22 protein-coding genes and 2 pseudogenes are annotated in these 15,790 nt (G+C 40.9%); 1 reads left to right on the forward strand and 23 read right to left on the reverse strand.

All coding sequences use genetic code 11. The features are described from left to right. Positions 1-308: 308 nt before the first annotated feature. From G610_RS0114085 to G610_RS0114160, 17 genes and pseudogenes are all read right to left on the reverse strand, one after another. Positions 309-596 (reverse strand): hypothetical protein, encoded by a 288-nt coding sequence (locus tag G610_RS0114085; protein WP_026525309.1) that lies wholly within the window; start codon positions 594-596, stop codon positions 309-311. Positions 597-810: 214 nt separating this feature from the next. Continuing rightward, on the reverse strand, positions 811-1,218 hold the full coding sequence (locus G610_RS0114090; RefSeq protein WP_026525310.1) for a flavodoxin family protein: 408 nt from the start codon (positions 1,216-1,218) through the stop codon (positions 811-813). 90 nt (positions 1,219-1,308) lie between these two features. Then, positions 1,309-2,352: a type II TA system antitoxin MqsA family protein gene (locus G610_RS0114095; protein ID WP_026525311.1), complete on the reverse strand. Its 1,044-nt coding sequence runs from the start codon at positions 2,350-2,352 to the stop codon at positions 1,309-1,311. A gap of 18 nt (positions 2,353-2,370) precedes the next feature. Continuing rightward, complete coding sequence (locus tag G610_RS0114100; RefSeq protein WP_155831039.1) at positions 2,371-2,835, reverse strand: hypothetical protein; 465 nt, start codon at positions 2,833-2,835, stop codon at positions 2,371-2,373. A 347-nt stretch (positions 2,836-3,182) separates the two neighbouring features. Beyond that, the gene (locus G610_RS0114105; protein ID WP_026525313.1) at positions 3,183-4,211 is read right to left on the reverse strand and encodes a DNA/RNA non-specific endonuclease; all 1,029 of its coding nucleotides are present in this window, start codon (positions 4,209-4,211) and stop codon (positions 3,183-3,185) included. Positions 4,212-4,674: 463 nt separating this feature from the next. Then, a complete protein-coding gene (locus G610_RS0114110) occupies positions 4,675-4,866 on the reverse strand; it encodes a hypothetical protein (protein WP_026525314.1) in 192 nt (63 codons plus the stop codon). A gap of 81 nt (positions 4,867-4,947) precedes the next feature. Continuing rightward, the gene (locus G610_RS21035) at positions 4,948-5,349 is read right to left on the reverse strand and encodes a hypothetical protein (protein WP_035797641.1); all 402 of its coding nucleotides are present in this window, start codon (positions 5,347-5,349) and stop codon (positions 4,948-4,950) included. Beyond that, positions 5,346-6,575 (reverse strand): hypothetical protein, encoded by a 1,230-nt coding sequence (locus tag G610_RS0114120; protein ID WP_026525315.1) that lies wholly within the window; start codon positions 6,573-6,575, stop codon positions 5,346-5,348. Before G610_RS0114120 ends, G610_RS21035 begins: the two co-directional genes overlap by 4 nt. A 349-nt stretch (positions 6,576-6,924) precedes the next feature. Further along, a complete protein-coding gene (locus tag G610_RS0114125) occupies positions 6,925-8,196 on the reverse strand; it encodes an ATP-binding protein (protein ID WP_026525316.1) in 1,272 nt (423 codons plus the stop codon). A gap of 141 nt (positions 8,197-8,337) precedes the next feature. Beyond that, the gene (locus G610_RS0114130) at positions 8,338-9,030 is read right to left on the reverse strand and encodes an AlkZ-related protein (RefSeq protein WP_026525317.1); all 693 of its coding nucleotides are present in this window, start codon (positions 9,028-9,030) and stop codon (positions 8,338-8,340) included. Positions 9,031-9,072: 42 nt separating this feature from the next. Next, positions 9,073-9,375, reverse strand: coding sequence for a Dabb family protein (locus G610_RS23925; RefSeq protein WP_026525318.1), 303 nt, complete (start codon positions 9,373-9,375; stop codon positions 9,073-9,075). Between the two features lie 27 nt (positions 9,376-9,402). Continuing rightward, positions 9,403-9,669 (reverse strand): annotated as a pseudogene (locus tag G610_RS23930) (DUF4298 domain-containing protein); the annotation flags it as partial. Positions 9,670-9,708: 39 nt separating this feature from the next. Beyond that, complete coding sequence (locus G610_RS23935) at positions 9,709-10,296, reverse strand: class I SAM-dependent methyltransferase (RefSeq protein ID WP_026525319.1); 588 nt, start codon at positions 10,294-10,296, stop codon at positions 9,709-9,711. After that, a pseudogene (locus tag G610_RS23940) lies at positions 10,294-10,689 on the reverse strand ((deoxy)nucleoside triphosphate pyrophosphohydrolase); the annotation flags it as partial. The pseudogene G610_RS23940 and the gene G610_RS23935, both read right to left, overlap by 3 nt. 15 nt (positions 10,690-10,704) lie before the next feature. Further along, entirely contained in the window at positions 10,705-11,058 is a 354-nt protein-coding gene (locus tag G610_RS0114150) for an arsenate reductase family protein (RefSeq protein ID WP_026496761.1), read from the reverse strand. Between the two features lie 49 nt (positions 11,059-11,107). Further along, on the reverse strand, positions 11,108-11,635 hold the full coding sequence (locus tag G610_RS0114155) for an NUDIX domain-containing protein (protein WP_026525320.1): 528 nt from the start codon (positions 11,633-11,635) through the stop codon (positions 11,108-11,110). A 3-nt stretch (positions 11,636-11,638) separates the two neighbouring features. Continuing rightward, positions 11,639-12,619 (reverse strand): HNH endonuclease domain-containing protein, encoded by a 981-nt coding sequence (locus tag G610_RS0114160; RefSeq protein WP_196809849.1) that lies wholly within the window; start codon positions 12,617-12,619, stop codon positions 11,639-11,641. Positions 12,620-12,824: 205 nt separating this feature from the next. Here G610_RS0114160 and G610_RS24030 point away from each other — a divergent pair, with 205 nt between their 5' ends. Further along, positions 12,825-13,073 carry a nuclease-related domain-containing protein gene (locus tag G610_RS24030; protein ID WP_081667499.1) on the forward strand — a complete coding sequence of 83 codons (249 nt, stop codon included), beginning with the start codon at positions 12,825-12,827 and terminating at the stop codon, positions 13,071-13,073. On the opposite strand, the gene G610_RS21045 is transcribed toward G610_RS24030, so the two are convergent. From G610_RS21045 to G610_RS0114190, 6 genes are all read right to left on the reverse strand, one after another. Then, entirely contained in the window at positions 13,012-13,326 is a 315-nt protein-coding gene (locus G610_RS21045) for a hypothetical protein (protein WP_051198024.1), read from the reverse strand. The two genes, G610_RS24030 and G610_RS21045, sit on opposite strands and share 62 nt — an antisense overlap. Positions 13,327-13,379: 53 nt before the next feature. After that, positions 13,380-13,997 carry an anthrax toxin lethal factor-related metalloendopeptidase gene (locus tag G610_RS0114170; protein WP_330368151.1) on the reverse strand — a complete coding sequence of 206 codons (618 nt, stop codon included), beginning with the start codon at positions 13,995-13,997 and terminating at the stop codon, positions 13,380-13,382. 3 nt (positions 13,998-14,000) lie between these two features. Continuing rightward, positions 14,001-14,366, reverse strand: a complete 366-nt coding sequence (locus tag G610_RS0114175) for a hypothetical protein (RefSeq protein WP_026525323.1) — start codon at positions 14,364-14,366, stop codon at positions 14,001-14,003. Between the two features lie 141 nt (positions 14,367-14,507). Next, on the reverse strand, positions 14,508-15,308 hold the full coding sequence (locus G610_RS0114180; RefSeq protein WP_026525324.1) for an ADP-ribosylglycohydrolase family protein: 801 nt from the start codon (positions 15,306-15,308) through the stop codon (positions 14,508-14,510). 118 nt (positions 15,309-15,426) lie between these two features. After that, entirely contained in the window at positions 15,427-15,597 is a 171-nt protein-coding gene (locus tag G610_RS23150) for a hypothetical protein (protein WP_155831040.1), read from the reverse strand. Then, positions 15,594-15,782 carry a hypothetical protein gene (locus G610_RS0114190; RefSeq protein ID WP_026496765.1) on the reverse strand — a complete coding sequence of 63 codons (189 nt, stop codon included), beginning with the start codon at positions 15,780-15,782 and terminating at the stop codon, positions 15,594-15,596. Before G610_RS0114190 ends, G610_RS23150 begins: the two co-directional genes overlap by 4 nt. Between the last annotated feature and the right edge of the window lie 8 nt (positions 15,783-15,790).

Below are 15,790 nucleotides of genomic sequence, written 5' to 3' on the forward strand. Positions count from 1 at the left end.
GTAAGATGGCTTATGCCATTTACATCTGGCAAGAACCAAGTAACAACTGAAGGCATCTTGAAAGGGCTTCGGCCATTTCAAGGTTCGAGCTATCTACGATTTAACTATGCCGGCACAGAGTGATCTGTGATCCACGCTTTTAGACGGTAGAGCTCACGGCGGACCATTGACCTGTCGGTAACCAATCCACGTATATCAGAGTGGCCAATGCCGGGAACTGATACCCCGAGGCTCTTTCCGGATGTCTTTAGTAACAATTAAATAAGTTTGTGGTGACTCCCTGTAAGTTTTCTCTTGACAGGAGGTCATTACATATCAGTTAACCAAAACTGTTCTTTATAGGTTTCATTGGCAGAGAGTTTCATGTTTGTTTCCAAATCCATCCAATTATCGGATTTGTCGCCTCCAAAATGAATCCACAAGGAATAATATCCGTCAGAAGCAGCTGTAAACTGGCAATAATTTTCCACAAGTTTTATATCCTTGGCGCCTTTTGCTGCTGCGGCCTCAGAGCTGATGGATGAACTCCAAAATAAGACTGTCATACACATCACAGATGCGATGGCAATTAATAGATTCCCCAAATACTTCTTCATTACAAAATACCCCTAGCTTTACTTCATTCTGCACTGTCGCAGTCCCCCCCACAATCAATTATTATATCAAACGTTATTACAATATCACAAGAATATTGGTATGACGGAAAACTACACAGAGCTCATGCTTTTTCTCCACGCGAAAGGACAACAATACAAAAAAGCCGGTTCGAAACCGGCTTTTTCCTGTCATATATGTATGGGTACATTGAATTTATTTATACTGCTTTACAAACTGTACTGCTGCGTCAATGTCATCCTGGTTAGGTCTGCCCTTGTGGATACCCTTGAACTCACCCTTGCAGTGGAATTCCTTCTCATCCATGGGAATGCCGACCTTATCTGCCTCAGCCTTAACCTTCTTGTATGTTGAGTTGAGCATGGCTGCGGATCCAAAGTTAACTATCTTACCAACCTTGTTCTTATCAAGTGATCCCACAAAAGCTTTAACCTCAGGATCTATGTTGAATGCATAATAAGAATTACCAAGGAAAAGAATATCAACAGGCTCTTCAATAGCTTCACTGATGGGAAGTGCTTCTACTCCAAGCTCCTTTGCAATTGCTTCAGCAAGTCTCTTTGTGTTACCTGTCTTTGTATAATATCTTACTGCGTAAGTCATGTCGGGTCTCCTCTCTATAAATACATATCATTTATTACTATTAGATTGTGTAAAATCAATTTAACCCATCCACGTATTTTTGTCAAGTCATCAGAAATCCCGTATTTCCTTCGCCAATGAAAATGGTATTATCTCCCCGGGATTTGTTCCCGTATAAGCTTTTTCCTCGTGCATGTAATTAACTATCTCTTGCGCTTTATAATTCTTAAACTTCTTTATTACAGAATCCAACACGGCTTTTTCTTTATTACTCAGCACATCATAGTTCATGCCCTCACTTGGATAAACATGAAGCATTGTATCATAATTAAGGCTTATCTCTTCGCGAACATCCAATTTTTCAAGATTCATAAGGCTATAATGTCCGATTGGAAGAGCTCCCATTTCGTTATGTCGATACACCAGTCCCGTAATAGCTAATCCACACTTTTTATACGATAATGCATCTGCATACCAGAGCATTTTCATTAGTTTTACCTTAAAAAGATTCGATACATTTTCTGCAATATAAGAGATTGCAGCCTCAAGCTTATCTATATCCAGCAAAACAAATCCATTTGAATCGCAAGGCTCTTCAAAACTTGCATACTCCCCTTCAAGAGCCTGGCGTGTAAGGTACTCCTTTCCATATGAATCCAGCTTCTCCACGATTTTCGATTTTACTTCCACCCTTTTAAGCCCTGGAAATTTATCAGCATTTTTCTTCAGGAATTCCAAGGCTTGTAACGGATTGTCTTTAATCAAACGTAGCATAGTATCATATGCTTCATCTTGAATAGCCTTACTTTCATATCTTGAAATCGTAGCTTCTCCCCATCCCAGCAATCTTGCCAGATCAACTTGAGATAATCCATAACTCTCTCTAATATCTACAATCTCATTAGAAGTGAGCAAGCCATGCTTTATACGATAAGCGTTTCGCGCATTGAGAAGATTTTCATTTGTCATTAATCCGGTTTCAAATTCATTTTCATCATCGTCTGCATTTGCACAAAAATAAAACCGCTCTTCATAAGTTACCTTATCACCCTTCAGAGCAATAGTGGCGAGACGTGTTCTTTCCTCAACTTCGTGCATTTTGTCGCACAAAGGACAATTCATATGAACCTTTTTAATCAATGTGCTTGTCTCCATAGTTTGCCTCCTTCCCTTTTATGCATAAGGAAATCTCATAGAATCTGCTGCGTAATGAAATGATACGCATAATACGCGCCGTTTTGGATCCCCTTTTATCTTCAATTTCACATAAATGAGCTTTCCATTGATCTCTTTTCCAAAAACAAATAACAGTGGAGGATTCAGGTCGTCTTTGTCTATCTTTGTCTCGGAATACTCGGAAACAGTCAATTCCTTAAGCCTCTCAACTACATCCCATGTGTCATAGTCCAAATCCAATAAAGTATATGGCGTAGAGTGCTCTTCATCATCGCCCTTTTTCTTTATTATCAATGTAAAATCAGAATCAATATCAAAATACTCTTTCTCCAGAAGTTCTTTTAATTCTTCTAAGAAAGCGACGACTTCTCCCTTTTTCGATTGTGTACTGAGAAAAATGTCGGTCCCCTCCTTTTGATTACTATCAATTGATAGTATACACATCAATTGATGTTTTGTCAAAATTTTAGCTTAATCCGTGTGACACTTTTGTGATAATCGTAAGAGTATTATTAACTCAGAACATAAGACAAGGACAGCCACGATAGCGATGCTTTACCAAGGTGGAGTCGAAAGTCTTAAAGGATACCATTCCAGCAAAGGTAGCGATGCTTTACCGGAGCCAAGGAATTAAGCCTTAGGTTCATTGTTGAGGGAAAGATATTCAGGGCGGCGATGCTTCACCCGATGATATCTCATATACAAATTATCCTTTGCAAAAAAGTTTTCTCCACGCGAAGGAACGACACTACGAAAACAGCCGGTTTAAAGCCGGCTGTTTTCGTGTCATACTCGTTCTATTTATACTGTTAAGGCTTACACCTTCCGCAAGGCTTAAAGCCCTGCTCTATTACTTCATCTCTGGTAGCATCCTCAAAAAAGACTTTATTCTTCTCCTTCATATCTGACACGCTGTCGCAGTCAGGATAGTGGAATACATGAGAATTCCTGTTGCCTATATATGAATAAGTCTTATCGGAAGTGGATCTTGAGACATTATCTGTGGTATCTCCGCTTCCGGTTCCGGCAAACTCCTCAAGGGTAAACGTCGTTTTCCCACTCTGACTTCCGGTTTCAGAAGAAGTTTTCCCATTGTCTGACGCAGTTTTATCTTCTAACTTGTTACCCTGGTCCGCTTTGTAATTTCTATCCAGCTTATTGGAGCCATCCGAGTAATCAATGATCACTCCCGGCTGTACGTTATAGCAGAACACATTGAAGCTTACACCCTTGCCATCATCCTCAACTGACAACGCCTCTATTTTCACGCCGTCGCACAGCAGATTATTGCCTTCAAAAACCGGAGTGACCCTGTACATCACATGATTGCCGGTGCTTTTTATATAATCTGCAACCTCATTCTCATAAGGCAGCATACCTTCTACGTTCATGTATCTGGTGCCGGTTATAAGATTCTGCTCATTGGCATTCTCACCGGTCAGCTGGAACCCAATCATATGGCATCTGTTGTAGAGAAAAGGCGGATCTGAATCAACAAGTCCGGGATATTTCTCCTGCTCCCAGCCTGTTGGTTTTACCATGCTTATGGACTCGCGATCCTTTGTAGGCATGAGATCCTTGCCGATGCTGGCTGTAGCCGGAGTACATCTGCCAAGATCATCAAGCTCACCATAACTCTCAAAGGATACCTTAGTAATCTCACTTTTTGTAAACTCAGGCTTATTGTCGTTTATCTCTATTGACGGACTGCCGCTATAAGCAGGGATCTCGGTTTCTTTCTTGTCCGCGTAGGCCCTGCTGCCTACCATGTTGGCCACAAAGATGACAGCCACAAGAACCAGTATCCATATGAAATTAGACTTACGTATCTTTCTCATAGCTGACCTCCTTTACTATATTTTACTCTCTTATTACAAAAGTGTTCCTAAATATGTATTACGCTCCTTTTTACACAACCTATATAAGAAAAGCTCTTAAGTCAAATTTATATACCTATTTCTCACATAACTTCTCCGTCCGGTATATAAATGGAATATAATAATTTAATTTATATACTTTTTTATATGCTTTCCTAGTATCATTCACCCCTATGTACTTATTTGGCACAGAAAAAAGTATATAAAAGCCCTATTATATTTCCATCTTATATACCTGCCTTACTCAATCGCATACAAAAAGATATATAAATTCTATGTATATTTACATCTTATATACCTGTCCCACAAAGCACATATAAAAACATGAATCATTGGTGCCCACTGTATAGGTAGTAGTTCAAAGTCCGAGTATTCCTTTTTACAACAACACAAATGTAAAAAAGGGAATATTTTACATCAGCCATCAAAAATCATCATCATCGCTCATAGCCCAGAGCCATGCCTCTTTGTCAGCGCGGTCCCTCTCCATCTCTTCCTGCCTTCGATAGAATTCCTTCTTCTCAGACCTGGACATGTTCTTGGTAAGCTTCTCAATTTCCTTATCTGTAAGCCTTACATCATGCTCATCACTTGAAAACAATCCGAATAATCCCATAATAATCTCCTTATAAATGAAACTTCACTCGCAAGCTCTGCCCCCCCAGCAAGAGCTTTTCCACAAACAATCTAAATCCCATCAGTAATTATCATTCCAGTAATCCTCAGCCGCATCGTATGCTTCATCCTCATCGTCGTAATCATCCTCGTAGTCGTAGAACTCCTCATATTTATCGTCCGCAAAATCCTGCGCGGATTTATAGTTATGAACTCCGTAGTAGTCATAGCTCTTACCGGATTTTCCGGAGTAGCTGCTGCTCTTTTTCGAAGAACTCTTACTACTCGAATATGAGCTGCTACTTGAGCTGCTTGATGAACTTGAAGGCTTATGCACATAGCAGTAACTGCTTCCTGTGCTTCTCTTCCTGGTACATCCTGACTTAATGCAGTGACCTTGTGCCGATACCGGCATCGCACATCCCACAAGCATAGCCACCACAGTCACTAATAAAATTATAAAACTGACTGCTCTCCTCTTCATGACAGCACCTCCTGCCTCTTCTCCATCAAATCCTTCATCATAGCTTCCAGGGCCTTTCTGAAAGATTCCTTCGTAAGCTTCAGTTCTCCTGAATTTGTCCTTGTCTCGTAAGTATCCGGCAGATTCTCATCATTTTTGCATTTCTCCACAAAACTGCTGTAATCACCAAGCATAGATACCTTGTGGGGGCATGCGCCTAAGATTATTGCTGAAAATCTTTCGCCGTAGGATACTCTGCCCGCCATACTCTTGACCTTCTCATAATCAGTTTCGTATACAAAGTCACGTCTCTCAAATCCATACTGCTTTGCAATGCCGTTCATGGTCTTCTCATCAAGGGATGCTGCGCCGAGTACCAATATTCTTCCCTTCTTGCCAAGGAGATCATGACCGATATTTTCACCTATAGATTCTGACTTATTTTCCTCAGAATGCTCTGGCATGTTTGCTCTTAATTCGACAAAAGCTCTCTTGTATTCAGTGTTCTTGACTTCAAGCTCCTGCATCTTTTCCTTGGTAAGCTTATTTTCGGTATTTAACCTCTCAATGATGCTAAGGAGTTCGTCAATATAAGCTTCCCTCTCTTCCATCTTGTCCAGCAGAAGACCAATAGTTATCTCCTCTTCAAGCTTACTCATCAGGATCCCGGGCTCTTCTTTTGCAACCTCCTGCACAATTTCCGGCTCAGGCTCTACTTCAACTTCCGGGAAAGTGATATCGAGGCCCTTAATAAGATCTGCCATAACTGTATTGGCACTGGCTTCATTACTTGTCTTAATGAGATATTCCTGCTCGTCATTTATATGCGCATGATCTCTGCCTGATATCTTGTTGTCATACTTAATCCTAAGTGATCCCAGGTTCTTGGTTATGTTCCTTCTGTTTTGCGGGAAAAAGTTGCCAATACTTCCTGCCAGAGAGTCCATGGTTCCGTAAAAGTGACCCGTGTACCCGCCTGCACCTTTATTTAAAAGGGATATCATTATCGGATCTCCGTAGCTGCTGGTAAAACCACTATCCAGCCATAGATAAACCGTATCCCGATCCGGCTGCATTTTACATGAGCACTTATCGTCTATATAAAATTTTGTGGATTTTTCATTTGTGATAAATCTCTTGATAGTCTGTGGACTTGGCATCTGCTTGCCACTAAGCTTCGCAATACCCTCCATCACACCTTCGATATCGTCGATAACTATACCATTGTCAATCATGAATTCCTGCATAATCAATACCTCCGTCTTTGCAATCTCGTTGTTAAAAGTAATCCCTGTGATCGCATGTACCAGCGGAGTAGAACGCGCTTTTACTGGTCCCCCGTCCATGACCGGTTCTATGCTCGCTTCTAATTTTTCTGCACTGTTCGATGTTGTTAAGATAAGATTATAATAGTGCATTACATGCTGAAAATATATGTCACATGTAGCCAAATAACCCACCTTATTTTTCTAAAACAAAAAGGATTATTGGGCTCCTCCTCATCTTCAATTCTATCGAAAATGAAGTCCAATAATCCTCTCTTATAACCGCACGAGCGTTCGTTTTTTTGTCACGATTACTATATAATTATCATGACTAAATAGCTGCTCCCATTAAAAATTTGTAAACAGGTATCACTTCAATAGTCAGACCCTCCTTTGTAATAGTACGCTCTTCTTCATTGGTAACTATAATAAGGCGCCGTATTCCTTTAGTTTTCTCAGCAAAAGATACAAGACTCTTGGTTTCTCTGTCTTCTGCTGATTCCAAACTGTATGCAACCTGAATCGCACAGTCTTCTTCCGGAAGAAAGAAATCAATATCTATACCTGTTTGTGTGGACTTGAAGTAATATACTTCTTCGCCAAAAGTACGTTTTAAATAAACCGCTACCGCATTCTCCAAAAGCACTGATGGTTTATCAACGAGAAACAAAGACAAAATGCCATTGTCATAAAAATAGAATCTTGGCGTATTTTCTTTTTCAGCAAACTTAGAAACATAATTCCTGTTTCTGAACAGCAGATATGCATTTTCAGCATAAGATGTGTAATCTATCATGGAATCTGTTGATGTCTTAACACCGGTTGCCTTTACATTCCCAGCCAGCGAATTGAACGAAACCTCATGCATTACCGTTTCAGCTATCTTCTTTATCATAAGCCTGAGGGCCATCTTATTATTCACTTTTTCACGTTCTATAATATCTCCAAGAAGAACCTTCTCGTATACGCTCTTAATATACTCTCTTTTGTTTGATAAACGCTGTGCTTCAGGAAAACCACCGCTCAAAATATATTCCTGGCACCCTCTGCGAATCTTTGCCAGCTTAGAGGTTGTAAGAAATGACTTTTCATCATGGGTTATCTTTTTATAATCAAGCGACTCGCCAAGGGAAAAAGGCATAATCATTTTGGACAGATACCTGCCTCCAAGAGCTTTTTCCATTTCAGAACTAAGCATCTTAGCATTGCTTCCGGTAATATATACATGCTTTTTCTGGTCAGCCATTCTTCTGGCAAAATGTTCCCATCCATCTATGATCTGAATCTCATCAAAGAAGTAGTATATCTCTTTAGCATCCGTCAACTCATAAGAAGTCTCAACGATGTCATTAAAATCATCCTTTGTGAAGCCTAATAGTCTGTCATCCTCAAAATTAACGTATATTATTTGAGACCAGTCGCATCCTGCTTCAACAAGTTCTCTCGCTATTTTGTATAAGAGGGTTGATTTCCCTGCTCTTCTAAGGCCAACAAGAATATAATTGATATTATTTTCAAAATCATAGTCACGTTCGATGATTTCAGCATTTTGTATTATTTCAATCTGCTCTAAAATGACCTGTTTCAATACACTATGATTCATTACCGCCTCCGATTATCATATAAATATCATGTTATATGATATATTTTATCGTGTGTGCACGACAATATCAATATGTTTTTATCGCGTGCGGACGATAAAAACCGGTATGTTTTGTCGTGTGTACACGACACCATGCATATCCTACCCCCTAAGCACTGCCCTAACCTCGTCTTCCTCCATCTTAGGCAGAACCTTTCGAATGTGCTTAATGATCCTCTCCAAAGACTCTTCCGGATCTCTTTTGTAGGCAGATCTGCAGAGCTTGTCGCCCCAGAATCTTTCGGCGATATCGTACCGGCAATTGCCCCAGCCGTATTCATCGCCATTCTTTCGTACACTGTATTCAAAATTCACAGGCACAACATATGTCTCCATCTGGAGCCTTGTGATAACCGTCTCGAACCCCTTGTTGCCGCCCTTTTTATAATTCAATGCATCCTTGATCTCTCTCGTAAGCAATGCGCCGGAGTCCGTGATGTAGTCCACAACGCCCTTGTCCTTGTAGGATGCAAGGCCATCATCAAATCTTGCATCGAAATCATAGCCGTCTCTTCGATAGTTACAGAAATCAGGCCATAGTTCCAGACTGATAAAGCCCGCCTTCTTCTCAAAAAACTTCCCGTAGACAAGCTCCCTGTTCTGAAGAACTTCCCCCTTCCAGTCCCAGGCATCCCAGTGAACCCTGCCCTTCCAGCGTCCCTGATACCACGCCTCGTATGAAACATTCTCTTCCAGCGAGAATCCCTCTATCCTTCCCGAAAAGAAAGGCAGAAAACCTATCTCATTAACGAGCTCAACCAGATCTCCTCTGTTTCTGATATCTGTACCAATCATCGATTCACCTGCAAAAACTAAACCCTTAAAGCCAAACTCCCATCAAATCTCGTAATCCAGACAGCTTCTGATCTTCGTATAGGGTCTTACCTTAGAATCAGCAACTGCCACATGCTCAGGGTGAACAGCGTAAGCCTTAAGCGCATCCTCGCTCTCAAAAGTAGAATCCAGCATAAGATCTGCGTTGGAAGATGCAAGGCCATCGATATTAACCTTTATCTCCACGATTCCCGGAACCTTGCCCTTTAAGCCCTCGAGGCCTTCCTTGATTCCCTGCTTTATCGTAGCCTTCTCCTCTGCAGAAAGCTCATCCTTCAGTGTCCATAAAATCACATGCTTAACCATCTTCGTACCCCTTATCCTTTCAATCAGTTCCTTATTTTTCTCAAGTGCATCATATATTCCGTCTTCAGAGAGCACTCCCCGCTTTAAATCCTTTGGTAAAAGCCCATCTTCATCCAGGGCAAAATCATCCTTCCACTGCTGGCTCTCGTAATACTCAGAAAGCCTCTTTATCTCAGGCTGAAAATCCAAAAGAGCTCCGGGGCATTCCGCCACCTTAGCCATCCTTACAATAGCTTCATCAAGAATAGCCTCCATTTCAGTAATGCGCTTTATCGCCAAATCAACCTTATTCATCCCCCCTGCTGCCCCGCCTTGAAATCCTATATCATCACCTTACTTTTTTCTTCCGATAGCATTGACCCACATCTCCGCTTCTCTCCCCGGCCTGTTGTCATTTCCGGTGTCATTAAAAATAATCTCAAATCCCGCATCCTCGAAAAGCGGTACTATACTCTTTTCATTAAAATCGCTAAACCTGCGGCTTCCACGCATCTTCGTGCCATCGCCGTATTTAAAAGAAGCATATATAAATCCGCCGTCTTTTAACGAGTCATTAAGCCTTTTCATGGTCTTCGGAAGCTGCTCTACCGGTACATGAAGGAGCGAAGCGCAGGCCCAGACTCCGTCGAATTCATTATGAAAATCAATGTCTTCGAACCTCATATCCAGCACTTCCTGCCCCAGATACTCCGATGCCCGCTTTTGCATTTCCCTGGATGCATCAAAAGCTGTCACATGAAAACCTAAATCCATGAAAGCCTTGCTGTCTCGTCCACTTCCGCAGCCCGCATCCAAAACATGACCGTGCTCAGGAAGAAGTTCTATAAACCTGTCCCTCTCATAGGACATATCCGCATTAACACTTCCTGAGAAAAAAGAGTCCGCGTTCTCGTCATAGTACTCCACATTTTTATCGACCATGGCTGCAGAAATCTTGGGAAGCAAAATAAGATCCGCAGGAAGCCAGTCAACACTCCTTAGATCGCAGGCTTCAAGCCACTTTGCAGCTTCATGCTCCAGAAGCTTAAGCTCACCCTCTGCAACTGTTGCCCAAAAGCAGTTCATGTGAAGATGAAATTTTTCATAATCATAATCGATAACATCTAAAAGATCATGAACCTCTATCTTAGCTCCAAGTTCTTCCCTTATCTCGCGAACAAGGGCCTCCTCCTGGCTTTCACCCTCTTCAATCTTTCCTCCTGGGAACTCCCAGCCATCCTTATAATCTCCGTAACCACGCTGAGTTGCGAAAATCTTTGTTTTTCTCTTGTAATCATCACAGATAATTGCTGCTACTACGTTTATTGTTTTCATATCCCCGGTTTTCCGTCAGCCTAATGCGTCCTTCCAGTCCTCTTCCTTAAAACCTGTCAGCACCTTTTTATCCGTTATAAGAAGGGGCCTTTTCACGATCATTCCATCAGATGCAAGGAGCTTAAACTGTTCGTCCTCGCTCATATCAGGCAGGCGCTTTGAAAGCTCCAATTCCTTATAAAGCTTGCCGCTGGTATTGAAAAACTTCTTAAGAGGAAGTCCGCTCTTTTTGTGAAGTTTTCTCAAAGTAGCTTCATCGGGATGATCTTCCTTGATATCGATAAGCTCATATTTTATCTTGTTATCATCAAGCCACTTAAGAGCTTTCTTGCAGGTGGTGCATCTTGAATAGCAATATACCTTGTTCATGTAACCCTCCTTAAAAACACTATGTTTTCAGTTTCGCTTCCTAACTCTGTTACAGCCTCGCCTCGATGTCCCTGATGCCTCTGCCCATCTCTTCATCATTGTGATCCATGATATGTGCGTAAAACTCGCTAAAGGGCATGACCCTGACATCGTTTACTTCATAGCGTTTAAAATCAAAACCGCCTTCGGGAACATCAACCCTCAGCATGAAAATCGAAGCAAGGAGCCCTGTCCCATCGTCCCAGTCTTTTATATATTCAAAAGCAAGTTCTAAGTCATCAGGTGACACCTTTATTCCAAGCTCTTCCGAAAGCTCTCTGACAGCAGCCTCTGCGTCGGTCTCTCTTGCTCTTACTCCGCCGCCTGTCATATCCCATTTCCCGGCATAGTACTTGGCGAGCAGAGATCTCTGCTGAACAACATATCTGCCCTCACCCTCTCCCGGAGCAGGGCTGTCACTTGTCTTCATGATGATAAGAACGTGCTTTATGTAGTCCCCGGGCTGCTTCTTCTCATGCTTTTCAATGATCCTCCCGGTGAACTGTTTGTCACGTGTGAAAATTTCGATGTATTCCATAGGTTATGCTCTTACTTTCCCAGGTGTCCAAATCTCGTTGTAACCATTCTTCTGTGCCCAGTTGTAAATCATTTTTATTCGTCTTGCAGACTCATCGTTACTCTTGTTTCTTTCAATCATGATCTCGTTACGCTCAGATATCTTATTCAGATAATCAACCTGCGCTAACTTGTCCCTCTTCTTGTTATTGCATTCCGGACAGGCCAAGACAAAATTCCAAATCTGATCATCCTTTATGAATGACCATGGAATAAAATGATCCACCTCAACGCTACGCTTTGTAACAGGCTTGCCACAGTAGAAACAATTACTCTCAAATTCTCGGAACAGAATATCTCTGTAATACGCAAGGCTGCTTCGAGTTCTAAGTGTACTCTCATCAATCTTGCTGAGAAGATGATCTACTGCACTATCTTCATTAACTCTCTCAAGGAACTTAGCCCATTCATAGTAGTTAAGCTTTTCTATCGCAACCTTATGTTTGCAGACAAACTCATACATCCTCGGATTTATCCGAATCCATTCACCTTTCTTAGAAAAAGAATAAAACAATCCACCAAGATCAGCGTATAAAGCTCCTACTACATTTTCCTTGCACTTCATCTTAACCTTGTGACAGATATCAATACGCATTTCTTCGGATAAACTCTCAAATGGAATATCTTCAAGGATGTCATATTTCTCTTTGCCATATAAAAGTGCATTCTCCAGTTCAGAACGGCGATTAAGTTTTCCCGGTTTCTTCTGTCTGATGTGATGCTTCAAAACCAGGTTCCAGTATATTTCTGCAAATTTAGAAAACAACTGATCAAATGTCAGCACTAGCTTGCTGTCCGTATTATAAAGATTGTCCAGAATGGACTTCAGAAATCCAAATTTATAGCTGGTATCATTCACAGATTTACTTGAAAAAAGATAAGCAAAAGCAGACCACATCTCATCATCTGAAAGTGGTCTGTCTGCATATTCCGCTTCTTTTAACAAATATCCTGCTGCCATATATTCCCAACTTTTTCAATATTATTTAATACATATATGTTAGGTCCATTATATAACGCATAGTGTTTAGAAAACCATAAAATAAGTGTTACCAATGTGCGGTAATGTTCCTTTAATCATTTCCAATTATACCAATCAAACTCTTTTCCTGCCGGTCTGTATGAGATGTATTAAGGAATAAGTGTGGATTATGTTTAAAACGTGGTATGTGATTATTTTACTTATAATCGTTGTGCTGCTAAGTATTGTAGAAAGATTCTTTATCCTCCAATTACGAGGATATCTTGGCGAAAGAAAAGTAGTAAAAGTGTTAAAATCGCTTCCCGAAGATGAATACAGACTCCTTAATAATGTAATGCTGTCGTCCCAGCATGGTCTTACACAGATAGATCATATTCTTGTTCTTTCGTATCGAGTTCTTTTTGCAAACTTACAATAATTGCATTATAGGAATCATAAACACTCTTTATACTTTCATTGTTAGCTGCTAGTCCCTTATCCAAAATTTCCTTATACTCCGCCAGCATTTCTTTTGCTGTTTTGGCAAATTCAGGAAATTGTTCTAATGCCTTTTTTGCCACTTCCGGATCCATTTTATCTAACATAGATGCCATTTTAATCACTTTGTTTTTAGGGAGATAGCCAAAATCGACAATACCCAATTTCTTTAACACCATTTTTTCAGTCATCATTCTTAAATTCCTCCTTACAAATCCGTCTGAATAACCTTAATCCTTAAATCGCATCATGGATTCATCCCTTCAAGGAAACCTCCAATTTTATTAGAAATATCTCTACCTTTTTGCTCCCAATCAGTTTCTTTCACCTTTTCATACCATTCCGCTACCTTTTTATTTACTCCATTTGCCACCTCTTTTCCTAATTCCTCAGGATCAGAATCACTGATTTTCTGGTTTATTCTATCTGCCAGAGACGATGCCCAACCAGAAGGATCTGATTTCATATCAGAATAAGTATCCTTTGCAACTTCAAGCCACTCATCCAAGGATCTGGAAGCCGCCGCATTTTTATCGCCTGACAAGACTACATTTGCAGCCTTTGTTGCAATCTTGGCCATCTTATTTGCTGCCGTTTTAGCAGTCTCTTTTATCAAATGAGAATCTGCTCTGGTGTAGTATGTAATATTATCTGTTTGCGTCCCACCATATGGACTGACCAGATTGTTCAAAGTCGTATATGTACTTGGGCAGCACTTTTTCAAATAGCCTGCACATTCAATATATTCCCTAAATGCCTCAGCAAAATATTCTGCAGGATCTGACATAGCGTAATCATTTGTGCCTTCATCGAAGCTCGTTTTTTCGTCGTTATAAATCGATATAAATGAATTAGTAGATGATATCTGTCACGCAAGCATATAATCAAAGTAATGACCTATCTCATGATTCATTGCACCGGCAGCGTCAGTATTAGTCAAAACTATGCTCTTTGATGCAAACTCAGTATACCCCGCTGAATAGCCACCGCTTGGTACTCCGTTATACAACGCCGAAACGAAATTAACCTTGAAGATATCAGTTATGATTACCTTCCATCCTCCTGATTCAAATGCATCTCTTACTCCTTGTGGCAACTTATTGTAGTATTCTTCTGCTTCTTGAGACGCAGATTCGCTATCAGATTCTTTTAGCGGAAACGCAGCATTACTAGAAATCGAGCAGCGTGCAAAGAATATAATTGCTATTAAAATCGACATCAATATCTTTTTCATAATAATTCTCCATCAAAGATGCAGTGAGTATCACATATGTATCGAGGGTATAAATATATTATCTCGCACATCTCTAAAGTCGCTATAAACTGCCGCTAAAAGGATAATTAAGTTGATTTTTAGTTTCTATATAATCACCTTTTAATGTAATTTTTCATCATCAAACCTCTTCACCACCTCCACCATCTCCCTATCAAGCCTTTTATAAGTCTCAAGCAGCATTTCCTGTGGCATGCCGTAGAAGGCCTCAGCCATTGCTCCTGCAATGCAGGTCAGGGTATCGCAGTCACCGCCCAGGGAAACTGCGGCCCTTATGACGTCCTCGAAATCTTTTCCCTCGAGAAATGCTGTGATGGCTTCGGGAACTGTTTTCTGGCAGGACTCATCGTGATAGTAGTCCGGTCTTATCTCGTCGCAGCTGCGGCTAAGATTATAGCCAAATTCCTGTATCACATACTGCTTTATTTCTTCTTTGGATGCTCCTGTTCTTGCCATGAATATGACTGATGCTGTGGCTTCCGCTCCTTTGATTCCTTCGGAATGATTATGGGTAACCTCTGCTGTCCATCCGGCGACTTGTCTTGTTTTTTCCATGGTGTCATAAAGCCATCCTACAGAAGATACTCTCATTGCTGAGCCGTTGCCATAGCTTCCGTAGGGCTCGGGATTCTTTTCCATAAGCCATAAAGCGAACCTGACGCCATATCCTGCATTTGGATACTTTGCTCCCCACTCCTGCATTTTCTCTGTAACTGCTTCCTTAATCTCTTTTTCTCCTGCATTAATCCCTGCAGTGAGGATTCCATCTGCAACTGCTATGGTCATAACGGTGTCATCCGTGAAATGAACATCCTCGTTCCACATGTCAAAATCTTTGCTTTTATCTCCCATGTCAAATTCGTAAGGTGCTCCAACCATATCTCCAAGAATCGCTCCGTGCATAAGTGCCTCCTATCTGCTTTCGCTGTTAGTTGTTTTCCTGTTATGAGATGAGTATAGGAGAATTCATTAAAAAAGAGGTCACCTCACAGGCGACCTCTTCTATGTCCTTTCGAACTGATTATATTTGTTCTTTTTCCTGGCAGTGAAGTCTGTAAGCATCAAAGAAATGTATTGCTGTGCAAGTAAACCATACAGCAGACATAAGAGCTTTTCCGCCTATGAGGCACATAAATCCGCTCACTGCAAAAACTATTGCCAAAACAAGTCTTGATCTTGATGTTATTTTCATGATGTATAATCCCCTTTATCTTCTATCGCTTCTACTGTTTGTCTCTGCCCAAGTTTTCTACTGGATGCCACCGCGATAAGAAGTATTATGATGTCATCTACAGGGCAGGCAGATACGAGATCTACCGGTGACAATATGTATGCTCCCAAGAGAATCGCAAGAAGTAATTTAAGTCCTTTGCTCATCCTTATTC

The organism is Butyrivibrio sp. MB2005, assembly GCF_000424285.1.
In the GTDB taxonomy this organism is placed as follows: Bacteria; Bacillota; Clostridia; order Lachnospirales; family Lachnospiraceae; genus Butyrivibrio.

Excerpts from the sequence above, each read along its gene's own strand:
- G610_RS23935 (WP_026525319.1), bottom strand. The coding sequence starts at position 10,296 with ATGGTCGATAAAAATGTGGAGTACTATGACGAGAACGCGGACTCTTTT.
- G610_RS21045 (WP_051198024.1), bottom strand. The coding sequence starts at position 13,326 with ATGATGACTGAAAAAATGGTGTTAAAGAAATTGGGTATTGTCGATTTT.
- G610_RS0114180 (WP_026525324.1), bottom strand. The coding sequence starts at position 15,308 with ATGCACGGAGCGATTCTTGGAGATATGGTTGGAGCACCTTACGAATTT.
- G610_RS0114090 (WP_026525310.1), bottom strand. The coding sequence starts at position 1,218 with ATGACTTACGCAGTAAGATATTATACAAAGACAGGTAACACAAAGAGA.
- G610_RS0114105 (WP_026525313.1), bottom strand. The coding sequence starts at position 4,211 with ATGAGAAAGATACGTAAGTCTAATTTCATATGGATACTGGTTCTTGTG.
- G610_RS0114120 (WP_026525315.1), bottom strand. The coding sequence starts at position 6,575 with ATGCAGGAATTCATGATTGACAATGGTATAGTTATCGACGATATCGAA.
- G610_RS0114130 (WP_026525317.1), bottom strand. The coding sequence starts at position 9,030 with ATGATTGGTACAGATATCAGAAACAGAGGAGATCTGGTTGAGCTCGTT.
- G610_RS21035 (WP_035797641.1), bottom strand. The coding sequence starts at position 5,349 with ATGAAGAGGAGAGCAGTCAGTTTTATAATTTTATTAGTGACTGTGGTG.
- G610_RS0114190 (WP_026496765.1), bottom strand. The coding sequence starts at position 15,782 with ATGAGCAAAGGACTTAAATTACTTCTTGCGATTCTCTTGGGAGCATAC.
- G610_RS0114085 (WP_026525309.1), bottom strand. The coding sequence starts at position 596 with ATGAAGAAGTATTTGGGGAATCTATTAATTGCCATCGCATCTGTGATG.
- G610_RS0114175 (WP_026525323.1), bottom strand. The coding sequence starts at position 14,366 with ATGAAAAAGATATTGATGTCGATTTTAATAGCAATTATATTCTTTGCA.
- G610_RS0114125 (WP_026525316.1), bottom strand. The coding sequence starts at position 8,196 with ATGAATCATAGTGTATTGAAACAGGTCATTTTAGAGCAGATTGAAATA.
- G610_RS0114150 (WP_026496761.1), bottom strand. The coding sequence starts at position 11,058 with ATGAACAAGGTATATTGCTATTCAAGATGCACCACCTGCAAGAAAGCT.
- G610_RS0114095 (WP_026525311.1), bottom strand. The coding sequence starts at position 2,352 with ATGGAGACAAGCACATTGATTAAAAAGGTTCATATGAATTGTCCTTTG.
- G610_RS23150 (WP_155831040.1), bottom strand. The coding sequence starts at position 15,597 with ATGAAAATAACATCAAGATCAAGACTTGTTTTGGCAATAGTTTTTGCA.
- G610_RS0114155 (WP_026525320.1), bottom strand. The coding sequence starts at position 11,635 with ATGGAATACATCGAAATTTTCACACGTGACAAACAGTTCACCGGGAGG.
- G610_RS24030 (WP_081667499.1), top strand. The coding sequence starts at position 12,825 with ATGTTTAAAACGTGGTATGTGATTATTTTACTTATAATCGTTGTGCTG.
- G610_RS0114110 (WP_026525314.1), bottom strand. The coding sequence starts at position 4,866 with ATGGGATTATTCGGATTGTTTTCAAGTGATGAGCATGATGTAAGGCTT.
- G610_RS23925 (WP_026525318.1), bottom strand. The coding sequence starts at position 9,375 with ATGGTTAAGCATGTGATTTTATGGACACTGAAGGATGAGCTTTCTGCA.